Below are 15,933 nucleotides of genomic sequence, written 5' to 3'. Positions count from 1 at the left end.
TATTATTTTAGTAGAGATATAATCAACTATGACATGATGAGCAACGACGATACTAAAAGAGGATCCAGTATATTAAACAGTCTAAAGAAATTAATTTTTGAGGACGATCAGCCGCAGCAAACTCCACCGGCACAAGCCCCCCCGACTCCGAGCACTAATGCTGCTCCTGAAAGACCCCATGTACCAACGGCATATTCATCGCCCACGGCTCAGGCTCCAACTGGAAAAACACCGCCGCCAATCCCTATAACAGCCAATGATGGAACAACCGATCTCAAAGAAATGAAATTAAAGGTCTATGCCATTCTTGAAAAACTCAACGAACAGGGTGTAGATTTTTTCGAAGTATGGAACGCTGCTGCTGCAATGGGAAAAGTAGAGGAAAACACATTAAAAGCCGCCTATACTTCACTGAAATTTGTAGACAGTTCGTTAACCAAAGATAAACTGGTTGTAACTGGCACAAATTATGCTAATAAATTGAAAGAAACCATTGCCAAAGAATCGGAACAAAAACAGGCTGAAAAGAAAAAGACTGAACAGGACCGAACCATGGAGATTGCAAATCTGAACACCGAAATCAAAACAATAACGGAGAATATCGCCAAATTGCAAGATGATCTACAGAAAAAACAGCTCGCTTTGGGACAAATTAATGAAAAGTACGAACCAAGAATTAAAGATATCGAACAAAAAATAAACATCGGTAATGCGGCCGTTGATGAAGTGGTCACCGAAATCAACACTGCATTGCGGATGATTAATCAATCAATAACATAAAAATAAATCAATGGAAAGAAAAGATCAGTATGTTAATATTCCCGCTGAGATAAAAACGCAACTTCCAATATTTCAAGTACTGGGCGATCATCTGCCTGCACAATTAAAATCACCAGAAGCGAAGAAGACAGCTTCGTCGATCTTCTTTTGGGCACTTTTACTTGGTGGAGCCTTTGCTTTTTTCAAGTACTTACCGATTATGTTGGAATACGCCGGCAAAAGTATACTTTTTGTGATATTCAGTATAATCCTGATTACCTTATTATTGCTAGCCCCAAAGATTATTGCGCTATTGCACCGATTGGGAACCGTCCTACTTTTTAAAGGTGAAAAATCCATCATTAGAAATAACCCTATCGAAACCTTACAACTGTTATCAAGAGATGCAAAAGACACCCTGAAACGTGTGAAGGAAAAAATCAGCAATGTAGACGGTGTCCGCATCGACATGATTCAAAGCGGTGAAACTGCTCAAAAAACAGCAGAAGAAAAATACACTTATGCGAAACGTTTCACCGCTGAAGCGGCCAATCTCGACGAGAAATCAAAGGAAGAAACGAGCAAAAATAATGCAGAGAAGGCCAATGCTTATGCAAGAGATGCCAAAGAAACCCGTACCAAAGCATTTCTATTGGGAAAAGAAGGTGAATCTGAAGAGCAAAATGCGCGCAGTTATGTCCAATATGCCAATCAATTTGCAAAAGTATTGGAAGTCCTAAAAGATAATGAAAGCGCAGCACGTATCTATGTAAGCACTTTAGATAGCAGCATTTCCATTATTTCCAAGAAGCTAGAAGCCACTCAAAAGATGAAAAATGCCACCGATGGCCTAGCCGATGTGTTCAATATCAAAGATGGTTGGGCATTTCAAGAGGCCATGAATGCAGCAACAGGTGCCATCAGTCAAAATATTGCCTCTATCCGATCGAATCTTGATTTCTTGGATCAAAACAACAACATCACCGTGGGTGGCACGCCTACTCAAGGTGAACTGGAAGAGTTTATCCGCAAAGTTGACGAACGTAATCTAAATGTATTAAACGTAACGCAAATGGCCGATGCCAGCTATGAACTCAAACCCGAAGAAAAAGTAGATAAAGGATTTACATTACTCGATTAATATTAACTAAAATCAAACTTATTATACGAACATTATGGAAGAAAAATCAACATGGGCAAGATTAAGATGGCCAATCAAAGCAATTATCATCGCCTTACCTATTCTCGCAATCGGTTATTGGGCCATTCAATCGGGCAAATTTGATGCTAATTCGACAGTCCAAACAACAGATTCAACAAGCAATAATGGTCATGCGGCCGCACCTTCATCAGGCTCAGAAACAACTCGTTCATTCAACTATCAACCCGAAAAACCAGTCGACGGCGAATACAAGGGTGTCGTTGAAGTGGGCGCTTCGGGTTTCAATTCCTTTGTCGTCAATATGGACAAAGAAAATCGCTGGGAGATCATTTCCAAAGACTTTGGAAAGTCATTTGCCTACGAAGGATTGGCAAATACGGAAGACATCCGTAAAGGATTAAAAGATTATATAGGCATGATGCTCGACAAAGGCGTCAAATCCAAAAACATACATTTCGTCATTAGCTCTGGAGCTCAAAAAGAACCTAAAACTTCAGTTATCAGTGCTGAACTAAGAAAAATGGGCTTTGTGGTCAACTTGGTTACAGCGGAGCAAGAAGGAAAATTAGCGTTAAAATCGGTTCTTCCGAAAGCTTACGAAGACAATTCATTTGTTGTTGATATTGGCTCAGGTAACACCAAAATCTCCTGGATCGACGGTGACACAAAATCGGTAGAAGCACCTGGTGCGAAATATTATGAAAAAGACCTTAAAGATGATGCGGTCTATACAGAAGTAAAAAAATTAGGCGAAAAAATTCCAGCAAATAAAAGAGAAGTTTGTTTTATTATAGGCGGGGTTCCTTTTGAATTAGCATCGCAGACACGCCAAGGTGAAGAGCGTTTTACGGTTTTGAACGATCCAGCATCTTACAAAACAGATAAAGTAAAAACAAAGAGCGGTGTCAACATCTATAAAGCAATTAAAGATGCAACCAATTGCGACACCTTCGTATTTGATTGGGATGCCAATTTCACGATCGGATTCCTACTTTCACTAAACAAATAGTCAAGACGATTAGCATAAAAAAAGCGCTGTTCTCTTTTATTGAGAACAGCGCTTTTTTTTGCAACCTTTTTTGTTATCCCATAAAACTCAAGAGATATAAAACAATAATGATCGCCAATACCAAAAAAGCGATCTTCCAAAAGCTATAAGGTCGTTGTCCATAAACTTTACCGTTAAATGCATTGACCATGATCTGATAACTCTTTCCTTTGTACTGATAAGCTGATAACCACACCGGTAAAAGAATATACTTCAATTTAATGGATTTAAAATCGCTATCAATAGAATCAATATCCTGTGTATCACCACCGATGTCATTCTCAACCTGACGTTCGATTTCCCGATCCATTATAGTCCGGGCAGTCTCCGCCGCTTTTACATGATCCACACTAAAAGTTTCAGCGATAAAGCCACTTAAATATTGCTCATTGAAAGGTTTTAGATAGCCCAAATTCCAAGGTCCGATTTTATCAGAGAACTTTTCGGGAAGAGATGTTGATCCCGAAATGACAATATCCTTAAATTGACTATAGATACTACCTGAAGCTGGATACCAATTTGTTCGTCTTTCTTCGTATTCTTCCGTCTCACCATCCGAATTGCGTCTTGTACGCGTCACATAATAATACTCTCCACGTGACCCGACGTAATCAGAATGTACATCTGCATCATAGGACCAAAATGGTATATACACTCCTTTTAAACGATCATTTCTTGAATTAAAAATTCGCTTAAAGTCATTCGGAGCGAACCATATCTTACCGGCCCATTGTGTCAATAGCCCAAAAGCATTTTTGTAATCAACGGAAAAGGGAACAAGACCATGTGGCTTCACAATACGCTTTTGCTGATGGTCAATTACCAAAGGTGAAGCACAAAAAGCACATAAATCTGCCGTAACATGAGGATTCAAACGCGAGTTTGCGCCACAGTTACTACAATGCACAACTTCAGCCAAATAGCTATAGCGCTCATCAGCGACTCCTTCCATTGCTTGTCCAAAAACTTTATAATCTGTAGATTCAATATGCCCATCTTCCGGTAGCTGATCCGCTATTTCATTCCTAGTTCCACAATAGGAACACTCTAAATAGGAAGTACCAGGCTGATAAGTCAAAATAGCACCACAGCCCTGGCATTTTAACCCCTGCTCTATTTCGGAGGTTTTTTCTTCAAAACTCATAAAACTCGGTCGTCCGTTTTATCCTAAACTCCTGGTATCGGTGGCGGGTTCTGCGAAAACAGATCCTTTAATTCGCCTACCTTTTCAGCCTCAATCCAGTTTTCAAGTCCCTCTTTCCAAACCAAGGTGGCAAGTGTCATCGTCCCATCTTTTATCAGACCGCGCAGCTGTTCCGGATCAAATGGCCCTTCCTGTTTACCTTTAATGGCCAGGTAATAAGCTACCGTTTTGGGCAATGGAGGCGGTCCTACAGGCCCTGAAGATGCAGCAGCAGATCCCGTACCAGTAGGATTATTCCCATCAAAGCTGTTTTGCTGAAATACATTGCCCATTTGACCAACCATTCCTGCTCCCAGCCCAGCACCAAATCCAGCACCTACGATCCCCCCACTATTCGGATTCTCAGCAGCTTTCTCCATGGAATTAGCGGCTTGAAACTGGGCATATGCCCCTAGATTACCAACGACTCCCATACTGCTTCGCTTATCAAGGGCTTTTTCCACCTCTTCTGGGAATGAAATATTTTCGATTAAGAATTTCGTTAAGCTCAAACCCAACTCATCAAAATCAACCCCAATTTTTTGTTGTATCAAAGCCGAAACTTCATCATAATTGGATGCGAGGTCTAAGGCTGGTATCTTCGACTCAGCAATAGCATCCATCCCACGCGATACCGCAATATTTCGAAGCTGTTCTGTGATATCTTCAACAGTAAAAACAGGCGTCGTCGCAACCAGCTGTTTCATAAAAACAGTAACGTCCTTCACCTGAAAAGAGAAATTACCGAAAGCCCGAAGTCGAATTGGTCCAAATTCAGGATCCCGCAGCATAATCGGATTTTTGGTTCCCCATTTCTGATTGACAAATTGTCGAAGGTTGACAAAATAGACATCGGCTTTGAAGGGGCTATTGAACCCATATTTCCAGCCTCTGATGGTTGTCATGATCGGCATATTCTGTGTTGTCAATTCATAGCGACCAGGCTGAAAGACATCCGCAACCACGCCTTCATTCAAAAATACCGCAGCCTGTCCTTCCCGCACAGTCAACTGCGCACCCATTTTTATTTCATTCTGATACCGTGGAAACTTCCACACAATCGTATCTGTGCTATTATCGACCCATTCGATAATATCGACAAACTCATTCCTGATTTTATCAAATAATCCCATAAATTATTCTCGTTACAATTACTTACACTAAATGTAAACATTTCCCATCAAACCAGCAATTTTCTCCGGCGGCACGCAAACTATCGATATCTAAAAAATTTAGCCTTTTAAACTACTTATCGTAGTTTATTTTTTTTACTTTTGTTAGCTAAGTTCTACATTAATTTATGAGTACATATAACGAAGACAGCATTAGGTCCCTGGATTGGAAAGAGCATATTCGCCTTCGTCCGGGAATGTACATTGGAAAATTGGGGGACGGTTCGGCCTATGATGATGGTATCTATGTTTTATTGAAAGAGGTCGTTGACAACTCTATTGATGAGTTTGTTATGGGCGCTGGTAAAATTATTGATATCACGGTAAACGAAAATAAAGTTTCCGTACGCGATTATGGACGTGGTATTCCAATTGGTTCTGTGGTTGATGTTGTTTCTAAAATCAATACAGGTGGTAAATATGATAGTAAGGCTTTCCAAAAGTCAGTTGGTTTAAATGGTGTCGGTACAAAAGCCGTAAATGCTTTGTCCAGTCAGTTTACCGTACAGTCTTATCGTCAAAATATAACACGCATCGCCCAATTCTCCAAAGGGGAATTAGTCAACGATGAACAAAAGGATACCACGCAACGAAATGGTACAGCCGTAACATTTTACCCCGACGATTCTATTTTCCGGAATTATAAATATAGGCCTGAATTTGTTGAAAACATGATCTGGAACTATGTTTTTCTAAACTCAGGTCTTACGATCAACTTTAATGGGCAAAAGTTTATTTCTGAGCACGGACTAAAAGATCTATTGGAACGGAATATTGATGCTGAATCCATGCGCTATCCGATTATTCACTTACGGGGGGATGATATTGAAATCGCGATGACTCACGGCCAGCAGTACGGAGAAGAATATTATTCTTTTGTCAACGGTCAGCATACCACGCAAGGTGGAACACACCAGGCTGCATTCCGTGAAGCGCTTGTCAAAACAATCCGCGAGTTCTACAAAAAAGAATTTGACGCATCGGATATTCGTTCATCAATCATCGGCGCCATCGCGATCAAAGTGCAGGAACCTGTTTTCGAATCACAGACGAAAACAAAGCTAGGATCTCAAAGTGTAGGCCCGGAAGGTCCTACTGTAAGAGGATTTATCAATGACTTTGTCAAAAAAGCATTGGATGATTACCTACATAAAAATCCAACAACAGCTGATGCCCTTCAAAAACGTATTCTCCAATCAGAACGTGAACGTAAGGATATCGCCGGTATCAAAAAACTCGCCAACGAAAGAGCGAAGAAAGCCTCTTTGCACAATCGTAAACTACGTGACTGTAAAGTGCACTTCAGCGATAAAAATGAACGTAACCAAGAAACAACTTTGTTTATCACCGAAGGGGATTCTGCATCTGGCTCCATTACCAAATCGCGGGATGTGCAGACTCAAGCAGTTTTCAGTTTAAAAGGAAAACCGTTAAACTCCTACGGCATGTCCAAAAAGATCGTTTATGAAAACGAAGAATTTAACCTCTTACAACACGCGCTTAATATTGAAGACGGTCTCGATGGATTACGCTACAACAATATCGTTATCGCTACCGATGCCGACGTCGATGGAATGCACATCCGTCTGTTGTTATTGACATTTTTCTTGCAGTTTTTTCCAGACCTTGTCAAAGCTGGTCACGTTTCCATCTTACAGACACCACTTTTCCGTGTCCGCAACAAAAAGGAAACGATCTATTGTTATTCCGATGAAGAACGACAAAAAGCAATCGCAAAATTAGGCGCTAAGCCTGAAATTACCCGATTCAAAGGTTTAGGTGAGATATCACCTTCCGAATTCGGATTATTTATCGGAAAAGATATCCGCCTTGATCCGGTTATCTTGTCCAAAGACAATAAAATTCAACAGTTATTAGAATATTACATGGGCAAAAACACACCAGACCGGCAAAAACATATTGTCGAAAATCTACGTGTTGAAGTTGACCTTGAAGAAGAACTAACAAAAAAAGCGGGTTAAAATAACCCGCTTTTTTAGCAACCTACAACCACCTTTCATGCACAACCAAACCTTAATTCTGATCCAATGTCAAGATGCCGTTGGATTGGTCGCCAACATTTCAAATACGCTAGCAAAATATCAGCTCAATATTGTCACCATGCGTGAATATGTGGATGAAGAAGCCAACAAATTTTTCGTGCGTGTCGTATGTAACGGTATCGTACCTGAGCAGAAACAGCTTTCCGATTCCCTTGCCGAAGTACTTCCCCCATCTGCTCAGATACAGATAAACCCCAATAACCGCAAAAAAATCGTCGTCCTCGTGACCAAGGAGCATCACTGCCTTGCCGATATCTTAGTAAGACAACACTTCGAAACATGGGGAGCGGAGGTGCAGGCAGTAATTGGTAACTATGAATCACTACGCTCCTTTACGGAAAAGTTCGATATTCCATTTCATTGTATCTCACATGAAAACCTTACAAAGGAAACATTCGAAAAACAACTGATTGAACAAATCCAAAACTATCATTTCGATTATATTATTTTAGCGAAGTTCATGCGGATCTTGTCCCCTCAGTTTGTCAGTATCTTTGAAAATAAACTGGTTAACATACACCATTCATTTCTCCCCGCTTTTATTGGTGCCAACCCGTACAAGCAGGCTCATGCAAGAGGAGTTAAGATCATCGGCGCCACAGCGCATTTCGTTACCGATCAACTCGATGAGGGCCCCATCATCGTACAGGATATACGACATGTCAACCACACCTATACTGTAAAAGATATGGTAACTGCCGGAAAAGAAATAGAAAAGGCTGTTTTGAGCAGAGCAATTCGTCTCCTTAGCGAAGATCGTGTGATGCGCAACGATTACAAGACAATTGTATTTGAATAGTGATTACAATCATTTCCCCATAAAACAATCATTACTTTTTTTCAGCGTTATTCTCCATTATTTCGTAAAAGAAATATTTAAGAATGACGCATACTTTTCATATCCCCGTATTAGGCTTAGCTTTCTCCATCGACTCCGCACTTAAGGTCGCACAATACGGTATCTCATCCGTAATGTCTATTGTTGACGATGAACTAATCGAGCGCATGCGCCGCTATTACTGCGGACAATATCAAATCTCCTATCATCCGATCGCTAAAACAGAAGACGATTACCGAGCAAAAAGAATTACGGCCTATCTCAATCTTGTACAGTTTGTGGTCAATAGGCAAATCGAGGCCTTAAAGCGTCAACCTTTTACCGAAAATTCCGAACTTACCAAATATTTTCAGCTTCTACCCGATTCACACCCTTCAAAACCAATTTATCATGCGATGGAAATTGAAAGCAATCGCGCGATTAAAACCGAGCTGCAAGATCTATTGATCAATTACCTCAAAGCGGGAGACATCGATGTTAATATTATGTCCAAAGTAGATAAAATGAATTACCAGGATGGTAATCTATTGGATCAACGTTATTCGGATGCTTCAGCAGCCTTACGAGGTTTTGCCAATTCCACCCTGCATTCTTCTCTTATCCTTTCCGCAGGGATGAATCCACACCTATACGCTTACCTCGCTGAATTACCGGCTTTCTTCCCCAATAGTGAGGGTTTATTTGACAAAAAGATCGTTTTGAAAGTAAGTGACTTTCGATCGGCACTCATCCAGGCAAAATATCTCGCTAAGCGTGGTGTATGGGTATCTGAATTCAGAATAGAATCCGGTTTGAACTGCGGTGGTCATGCCTTCGCAACCGATGGTTTTCTTCTGGGGCCAATCCTTCAGGAGTTTAAAGAGAAAAAAGAAAGTCTGAAAACCGAACTTTTCGAGATATACCACGAATATTGGACTTCCCAAGGGCGCTCATTAACAACTCCCCCTATCATCAAGTATACAGTTCAAGGAGGTGTGGGAACTGCTTCAGAACATCAGTTCTTGTTAAATTATTATGAATTCGATGCCGTAGGATGGGGATCCCCATTTCTGATGGTTCCCGAAGCAACCACGGTAGATCAAGAAACCTTAAAAGCATTGGAAACTGCCAAGCAAGAAGACTTTTACTGTAGTGGGGCATCTCCCTTGGGAATTCCCTTTAACAATTTCAGAAAAAGTGGCGCGGAGTACCTACGATTGGAACGTATAAAAAAAGGGCGCCCCGGTAGCCCTTGTAAAAAAGAATACCTTATTTCGAACACAGAGTTTAGTGATAAACCGATCTGCACCGCATCACGCGTCTATCAACATCAAAAGATCCAGGAACTCCAAAAACAAAACCTGCCCGCTGCGGAATACGATAAAGCCTTTGACGCCATTACGGAAAAAACCTGTCTTTGTGAAGGGCTCGCAGCACCCGCCTATCTTAAGTACAATATCCAAAAGAACAAAGAACAGACCGCTGTATCCATCTGCCCAGGCCCAAATCTTGTCTGGTTCAAAAAACAATATTCTTTGCGGGAAATGATCGACCACATCTATGGCCGTATTTCGGTTTTTGAAAATGACAACAGACCTTTTATTTTAATTAACGAACTCAACCTTTATATCGATCATATTCAAAAATATGTCACAGACAATAAAAATATCATGAACGATAAAAAGATAAAATATGTAGCCAAATTCAAAGCACAATTGCAAGCTGGAATAACCTATTACAACGAGCTTACCCAACACCTATCGCTTATTCCACAAAACATCAGCACAGCGATACCCAGACAGCTTGAACTTGCATCACTACGTTTAAAAGACATCCATATTTAACTCCCTGATATAGCTTAAAACAAACACGGGGCGCTTTAATAAGCACCCCGTGTTGTTATCAAAGAATTTTTTGAAAGGTCTTACTTCGCTATTTTGCGAAATTTACCAAATACGCCAAGTGGAAGTTTTGGTCCTGCAGTTGCTTGTAAAAACAACTCCCCTATTTCTAAGTTTTCCACTTTTGGAAAAGCCGTCTTAATTAAATTTTCAACAATAACAGAAGAAAAGCCCAATGAATACGTATTTAAAATCAAGAAATGTTCTTTAGGATCCAATAGTTGAACGACCTCAGTCATCATTTCCATAATGTGATCTTCCAATTTCCATTTCTCTCCCTTCGGCCCATGTCCGTATGCCGGTGGATCCAAAATAATCCCATTATACGTATTACCCCTTTTCAGCTCACGTTTTACAAACTTCAAAGCATCTTCAACCACCCAACGAATGTTATCCAAATTGGAAATTTCCATATTTTCATTAGCCCAGGTAACAACCTGTTTAATCGAATCTACGTGCGTTGTATCCGCGCCGGCAGCCTTTGCTATTAAAGAAGCTCCACCAGTGTATGCAAAAAGATTTAGAACCTTCGGTTTCTCCGTCTTAAATGAACGAACAGATTCCGAAATATAATCCCAATTTACAGCCTGCTCCGGAAATATCCCGACGTGTTTAAAAGATGTCAAGCCCAATCTAAATTTGATTGCCACGTCGTTATTTTTATATTCGATGTGCCAACGGTCCTGAACCTTCGGATTTTTCTTCAACCATTCTCCAGAAGTAGCCGAACGACCTTTGAATTTGATATGGTAACGCTTGTTCCACTCCGCATCACTTAATGCCTTAGGCCATACAGCCTGAGGTTCTGGTCTGATTAAAATTAAATCACCGAAACGTTCCAGTTTTTCAAAATCACCACAGTCAATGAGTTCATAGTCCTTCCAATGCTGTGGGGTCAATAGTTGTATATTTGTTGCTGCCAAAATCAAAATTTTCCGACAAAACTAAGCTAAATTTCAATATAAAAGAAATCTGCACGATGCTAACGCAGATCAAACACCTAAAATTAAGCGCAATAAAACCCTCTTCTCACATGTTATTGCCCCATTGAAGCTTTAGCACTTTTCATTAATGGACTTGCAAAAACAAAGTTGTTCAATTCTTCCACATCCGATCGCATCATATCCTTATTGGAACCTTCCCAGAATTTTTGTCCCTTATAGAGAAACAAAATATACTCACCGATTCCCATCACAGAATTCATATCATGTGTAACAACGACTGTCGTACATTTCAATTCTTGCGTAATTTTTAGCACCAATTCGTCAATAACAATCGAAGTCTCCGGATCTAATCCCGAATTGGGTTCATCACAAAAAAGGTATTTGGGGTTCATACTAATTGCGCGTGCAATTCCAACCCGCTTTTTCATCCCCCCCGATAGTTCCGCAGGAAACAATTTATTTCTTCCCTCCAGATTAACCTGTTCCAGACAATGATTTGCCCGATCTAATTTCTCCGCTTTAGACATATCCGTAAACATGTCCAGCGAAAACATGATATTTTGTTCTACCGTCATCGAATCAAACAGCGCTGAATTTTGAAAAAGCATGCCTATTTCTTTTCGAATAGGAATGCGCTCTTCAAAATTCATCCGAGTAAAATCCTTGCCATCAAAAATCACCTTTCCTTTTTCCGGTTGATGCAGGCCCACAATACATTTCAATAAAGTACTCTTTCCGGAACCCGACCCCCCGATAATCAAACTCACTCTTCCAGGTTCGAAATTTGCACTGATACCCTTCAGAACGTGATTGTCTCCAAATGACTTGTTAATATCTTCGATTTGAATCATAAAATCTTTTTAAAGCATTAATGCGGTTATCACATAATCTGCAGCAAGAATAGTTATACAGCCAACTACAACTGCTTCTGTGCTAGCTTGTCCAACTTCCAAAGCTCCTCCCTTTACATTATACCCTTTATAAGCAGATATCGAGGTAATAATAAAACCAAATACAACAGCTTTAACAAGGGCAACTGTCACCGTGAAACCGTTGAAGCCATCCTGAATTCCTAAAATATAATCCTCCTGTGTCACAGCACCCGAAAGTGACCCGCCCAACAGACCGCCCACTAATGCGCATACGATGGAAATAATAACCAACATCGGAATCATGGTAATACCCGCCAATATTTTGGGTAATATCAAATAACCAGGGGCATTGATCCCCATAATTTCCAAAGCATCAATTTGCTCTGTAACGCGCATGGATCCGATCTGTGAAGATATAGACGACCCAATTTTTCCCATTAGGACTAACCCTGAGATCGTTGGTCCCAATTCCAAAATATTTGAATCCCGGTTGATCGAACCTATAATAGAATTTGGGATCAAATCGGAAACCATTTGAAAGGCAATTTGCATGGTCATAACAGCTCCAATGAAGGTAGAAATAATGACGATAAGCCCCAAAGATCCTATACCGATATCGGTCATTGCCAATACGGTTTCCTTCCAATAAATTCGACCTTTCTCCGGTCTTTTAAAAACTGATTTCAGGAGTATGAGATATGCACCAATGTGATGAAAGATCATATTATCTATTTAATTTCAATGTATTACGCCAATTTTACGGCTATACTAAACCAAGCAATCCATTAAAGGTAATTAATTCCAGCAAATATATAAACAAGCAAAAACCCAAAAAGGATACGAAAAACGAAATTACTTACCGATCAATTAGTCACATTTACCGATTTTTTATGTATAATAGCCTAAACATTCATACGGTATCTCTCAAAGCGACTTACTTTTGAGACATATTAACAAACGGAATTAGTTATGAATACACGAAGAATAACAACTGGTATCACCATTCTCTTTATAGGAGTTGTCTTATTATTATCACAGCTCAACACGATTTCTTTCAACTGGGTAGGTATTTTTAGATACTGGCCGCTGTTTATTGTCCTTGCTGGAATTCGTATGCTGGTACCCAAAGACCAACAGATTGGACAGTTTGTCGCCATTGGTTCTACCGTAGTGATTTTAGGTTTTCTTACGTACATAGGATTGTCGACACCAAAGGAATCGCTCGTTAATCAACTCTTAAAAAGTAAGACCCTTGGCGTTAGAGATAAAGATGATCCCAATGACAAAACAAACTATTCAACAGAAAAACTAACTGTACCGTTGGACGATAAAATCCATAGCGCTACCTTAAACCTCGATTTGGGGGCCACCTCATTAAGAAATGATAGTAGCACTACGACAGAAATCTTCTCGGCATTTAACACATCAAAAGAATATTTACTGGGCGTAACTGTACATGGAGAGTCCCCCGACAAATTAGATATCAACCTAAAGGGAAAATTCAAAAACAAGGATTTTAACAGCAAAAACAACAATACGTTTATCGCTTTAAACCCTAACATCCTATGGAATCTGAATTTTGATGTAGGTGCAATTGATGCCAAGCTGGATCTTTCACCCTACAAGATAGAAACATTGGATATCGATGCTGGAGCTACTAGCTTGAAGTTAAAATTAGGACAACCCCTAGCAACAACTAAAATTTCGATGGATGCTGGAGCCTCCTCTATTGAGATCGCCATCCCAAAAAATGCTGCCTGCCGCATTACAAGCGACAATGCATTATCCTCAACAGATTATGAAGGCGATTTCCTAAAAAGTGAAGGCGAGGTAAAATCGACAAATTACGATTCGGCCGCTCAAAAATTCGATTTCGACATCAACGGTGGCATCGCGTCAATAAAAATTAGAAGATATTAATTGACAGCCAATTTTTAGTCAAGAAAAGCTAACTTTGTGTTAGATATGGACACAAGTAATATGTTGACATTACCTGGAATCTATTGCAATTCCAAGGTAGATTATTCGAGATGGAAAACGAGGGAAATTCAGATCGGTGATATTCCCATGGGTGGCGATAATCCCATTCGTATTCAAAGTATGACTACAGTAGATACAATGGATACGATGGGTTCGGTTGAGCAGACCATCCGAATGGTTGAGGCGGGCTGCGAATACGTTCGTATTACCGCTCCTAGTATTAAAGAAGCACAAAATTTAGCTAACATAAAAAATGAACTTCGCAGAAGAGGCTATAAGGTCCCTTTAGTTGCTGATATTCATTTTACACCAAATGCTGCCGAGGTTGCCGCTCGTATCGTCGAGAAAGTAAGAGTCAATCCTGGTAACTATGCAGACAAGAAAAAGTTTGATCAGCTATCTTATACCGATGCTGAATACAAGCGTGAGTTAGAGCGCATCTATCAAAAATTCACTCCGCTCGTAAATATCTGCAAAGAAAATGGTACCGCCATGCGTATTGGTACCAACCACGGCTCACTGTCGGACAGGATCATGAGTCATTACGGCGACACCCCCGAAGGGATGGTCGAATCTGCCATGGAGTTTATCCGGATGTGTGAAGATCTGAGTTTCTACAATCTCTGTATCTCAATGAAATCATCCAACCCACAGGTCATGGTCAAAGCCTACCGATTGCTGGTCGAAAAAATGGTTTCCGAAAACATGAACTACCCCCTACATCTCGGTGTAACCGAAGCTGGAGACGGTGAAGATGGTCGTGTAAAATCTGCCGTTGGCATCGGAACACTTTTGGAAGATGGACTGGGTGATACTGTACGTGTATCGTTAACCGAAGAGCCTGAACGGGAAGCTCCAGTCGCCATAGCACTTGTCAATAGATACAGTAAAAGAAAGGCAAACCTCGAGAGTCAGCCCAAACAAGAGATTGTTCAGCTCTCTCCAGAGACACCAAATGTTCCTTATGCCAGCCAGGAAGTAAATACCTTTATCGGAGGCTCTTTGGTACCAAGGATTGTGGTCGACATTTCTAAAGAAAATCTGAAAGACGCTCAGATCCTTTCTAAAGTTGGCTATCGCTATGATATCTTATTAGATAAATACCACATGGGTGAGCAGTCTGTAGATTTTGTCTATCTCGCAGACAATTTGCCATCCTTTACGATGCCGGCAAATCTGAAGCAAGTATATAACTATAACACCTGGTCAAAACTTACCGATCAAACTAATATTCATCCCCTCTTTACCTTAGACGAATTCGTAAAGTCGGACAACAAGGATAAAGTCCTGAATATGGTCAAAATCTGTAATTCAGATTTGTTAACCCCACTGTTTGAATCTTTACAGCTTGACAAAACTGTCGTATTTATAGTAGAAACCGATTATTTGCACGGTATGGCAGATCAAAGACAGTTCTTTCGAAACCTACAGGAAATCGGTATCGATAATCCTGTCATTATCAAACATTCTTATTTGGAAGAAGATTTCTCAGGACCCATTGGTGATTTTATGAATCCCGAAGAACCTATTTCAAAAATACAGCTGTACGCCTCTACTGATCTAGGAGCGTTATTAATCGATGGTTTGGGTGCAGGAATTTGGATTGACTCTCCGGCAACAGCATTGGAAAACATCGCTTCGCTTTCTTTCGGAATTCTACAAGCAACACGATCCAGAATATCCAAGACAGAATATATTTCCTGCCCAAGTTGTGGCAGAACTTTATTTGATCTCCAAGAAACCACGCAGATGATCCGAAGCCGTACCAATCACTTAAAAGGCTTAAAAATTGGTATCATGGGCTGTATCGTTAATGGCCCTGGAGAGATGGCCGATGCTGACTATGGTTATGTTGGGGCGGGGCCTGATAAAGTGACGCTATATAGAGGTCAGCAGATCGTTAAGAAAAATGTGAGTTCTGCACATGCCTTAGACGAATTGATCAAGATCATTCAAGATGATGGACTGTGGATCGAAGAAATACAACAAGACTAAAATTAACAAATCAAGTTTAACATAAAACAGCAAAGGG

13 protein-coding genes are annotated in these 15,933 nt (G+C 40.4%); 8 read left to right on the top strand and 5 right to left on the bottom strand.

What is annotated here, in order from left to right; all coding sequences use genetic code 11:
• Positions 1-33: 33 nt before the first annotated feature.
• From B4N43_RS24330 to B4N43_RS24320, 3 genes are read left to right on the top strand one after another with little or no spacing between them, the layout of a single operon-like run.
• Positions 34-780 (top strand): hypothetical protein, encoded by a 747-nt coding sequence (locus B4N43_RS24330; RefSeq protein ID WP_286736775.1) that lies wholly within the window; start codon positions 34-36, stop codon positions 778-780.
• 10 nt (positions 781-790) lie between these two features.
• The gene (locus tag B4N43_RS24325) at positions 791-1,900 is read left to right on the top strand and encodes a hypothetical protein (protein ID WP_088162938.1); all 1,110 of its coding nucleotides are present in this window, start codon (positions 791-793) and stop codon (positions 1,898-1,900) included.
• A 34-nt stretch (positions 1,901-1,934) separates the two neighbouring features.
• Positions 1,935-2,930 (top strand): hypothetical protein, encoded by a 996-nt coding sequence (locus B4N43_RS24320; RefSeq protein ID WP_286736773.1) that lies wholly within the window; start codon positions 1,935-1,937, stop codon positions 2,928-2,930.
• A 73-nt stretch (positions 2,931-3,003) separates the two neighbouring features.
• Here the strand turns inward: B4N43_RS24320 and B4N43_RS24315 are convergent, their stop codons facing one another.
• Positions 3,004-4,113: a zinc finger domain-containing protein gene (locus B4N43_RS24315; protein WP_075994177.1), complete on the bottom strand. Its 1,110-nt coding sequence runs from the start codon at positions 4,111-4,113 to the stop codon at positions 3,004-3,006.
• 23 nt (positions 4,114-4,136) lie between these two features.
• Positions 4,137-5,285, bottom strand: coding sequence for an SPFH domain-containing protein (locus B4N43_RS24310; RefSeq protein WP_286736771.1), 1,149 nt, complete (start codon positions 5,283-5,285; stop codon positions 4,137-4,139).
• A gap of 167 nt (positions 5,286-5,452) precedes the next feature.
• Here B4N43_RS24310 and B4N43_RS24305 point away from each other — a divergent pair, with 167 nt between their 5' ends.
• The 3 genes from B4N43_RS24305 to B4N43_RS24295 all read left to right on the top strand — a co-directional run bounded on the left by B4N43_RS24305 (position 5,453) and on the right by B4N43_RS24295 (position 10,048).
• The gene (locus B4N43_RS24305) at positions 5,453-7,306 is read left to right on the top strand and encodes a DNA topoisomerase IV subunit B (protein WP_286736769.1); all 1,854 of its coding nucleotides are present in this window, start codon (positions 5,453-5,455) and stop codon (positions 7,304-7,306) included.
• Positions 7,307-7,343: 37 nt separating this feature from the next.
• A complete protein-coding gene (gene purU / locus B4N43_RS24300) occupies positions 7,344-8,186 on the top strand; it encodes a formyltetrahydrofolate deformylase (protein WP_286736767.1) in 843 nt (280 codons plus the stop codon).
• 83 nt (positions 8,187-8,269) lie between these two features.
• The gene (locus tag B4N43_RS24295; protein ID WP_286736765.1) at positions 8,270-10,048 is read left to right on the top strand and encodes a hypothetical protein; all 1,779 of its coding nucleotides are present in this window, start codon (positions 8,270-8,272) and stop codon (positions 10,046-10,048) included.
• An 80-nt stretch (positions 10,049-10,128) separates the two neighbouring features.
• Here the strand turns inward: B4N43_RS24295 and B4N43_RS24290 are convergent, their stop codons facing one another.
• The 3 genes from B4N43_RS24290 to B4N43_RS24280 form a co-directional block, all read right to left on the bottom strand.
• Positions 10,129-11,034, bottom strand: a complete 906-nt coding sequence (locus B4N43_RS24290; RefSeq protein ID WP_120333215.1) for a class I SAM-dependent methyltransferase — start codon at positions 11,032-11,034, stop codon at positions 10,129-10,131.
• A 107-nt stretch (positions 11,035-11,141) separates the two neighbouring features.
• Positions 11,142-11,900, bottom strand: coding sequence for an ABC transporter ATP-binding protein (locus tag B4N43_RS24285; RefSeq protein WP_286736763.1), 759 nt, complete (start codon positions 11,898-11,900; stop codon positions 11,142-11,144).
• Positions 11,901-11,909: 9 nt separating this feature from the next.
• Positions 11,910-12,644: an MlaE family ABC transporter permease gene (locus tag B4N43_RS24280; protein WP_286736761.1), complete on the bottom strand. Its 735-nt coding sequence runs from the start codon at positions 12,642-12,644 to the stop codon at positions 11,910-11,912.
• A gap of 246 nt (positions 12,645-12,890) precedes the next feature.
• On the opposite strand from B4N43_RS24280, the gene B4N43_RS24275 reads away from it, so the two are divergent.
• Both B4N43_RS24275 and ispG read left to right on the top strand, forming a co-directional pair.
• Positions 12,891-13,841 (top strand): LiaI-LiaF-like domain-containing protein, encoded by a 951-nt coding sequence (locus tag B4N43_RS24275; RefSeq protein WP_286736759.1) that lies wholly within the window; start codon positions 12,891-12,893, stop codon positions 13,839-13,841.
• A 45-nt stretch (positions 13,842-13,886) separates the two neighbouring features.
• Positions 13,887-15,896 carry a (E)-4-hydroxy-3-methylbut-2-enyl-diphosphate synthase gene (ispG, locus tag B4N43_RS24270; RefSeq protein WP_286736757.1) on the top strand — a complete coding sequence of 670 codons (2,010 nt, stop codon included), beginning with the start codon at positions 13,887-13,889 and terminating at the stop codon, positions 15,894-15,896.
• Positions 15,897-15,933 lie beyond the last annotated feature (37 nt).

The organism is Sphingobacterium sp. UBA1897 (assembly GCF_002337775.1).
Lineage (GTDB): Bacteria > Bacteroidota > Bacteroidia > Sphingobacteriales > Sphingobacteriaceae > Sphingobacterium > Sphingobacterium siyangense.
Note: the sequence above shows the minus strand (reverse complement) of the source record. Positions and strands in the feature narration are given on the sequence as shown.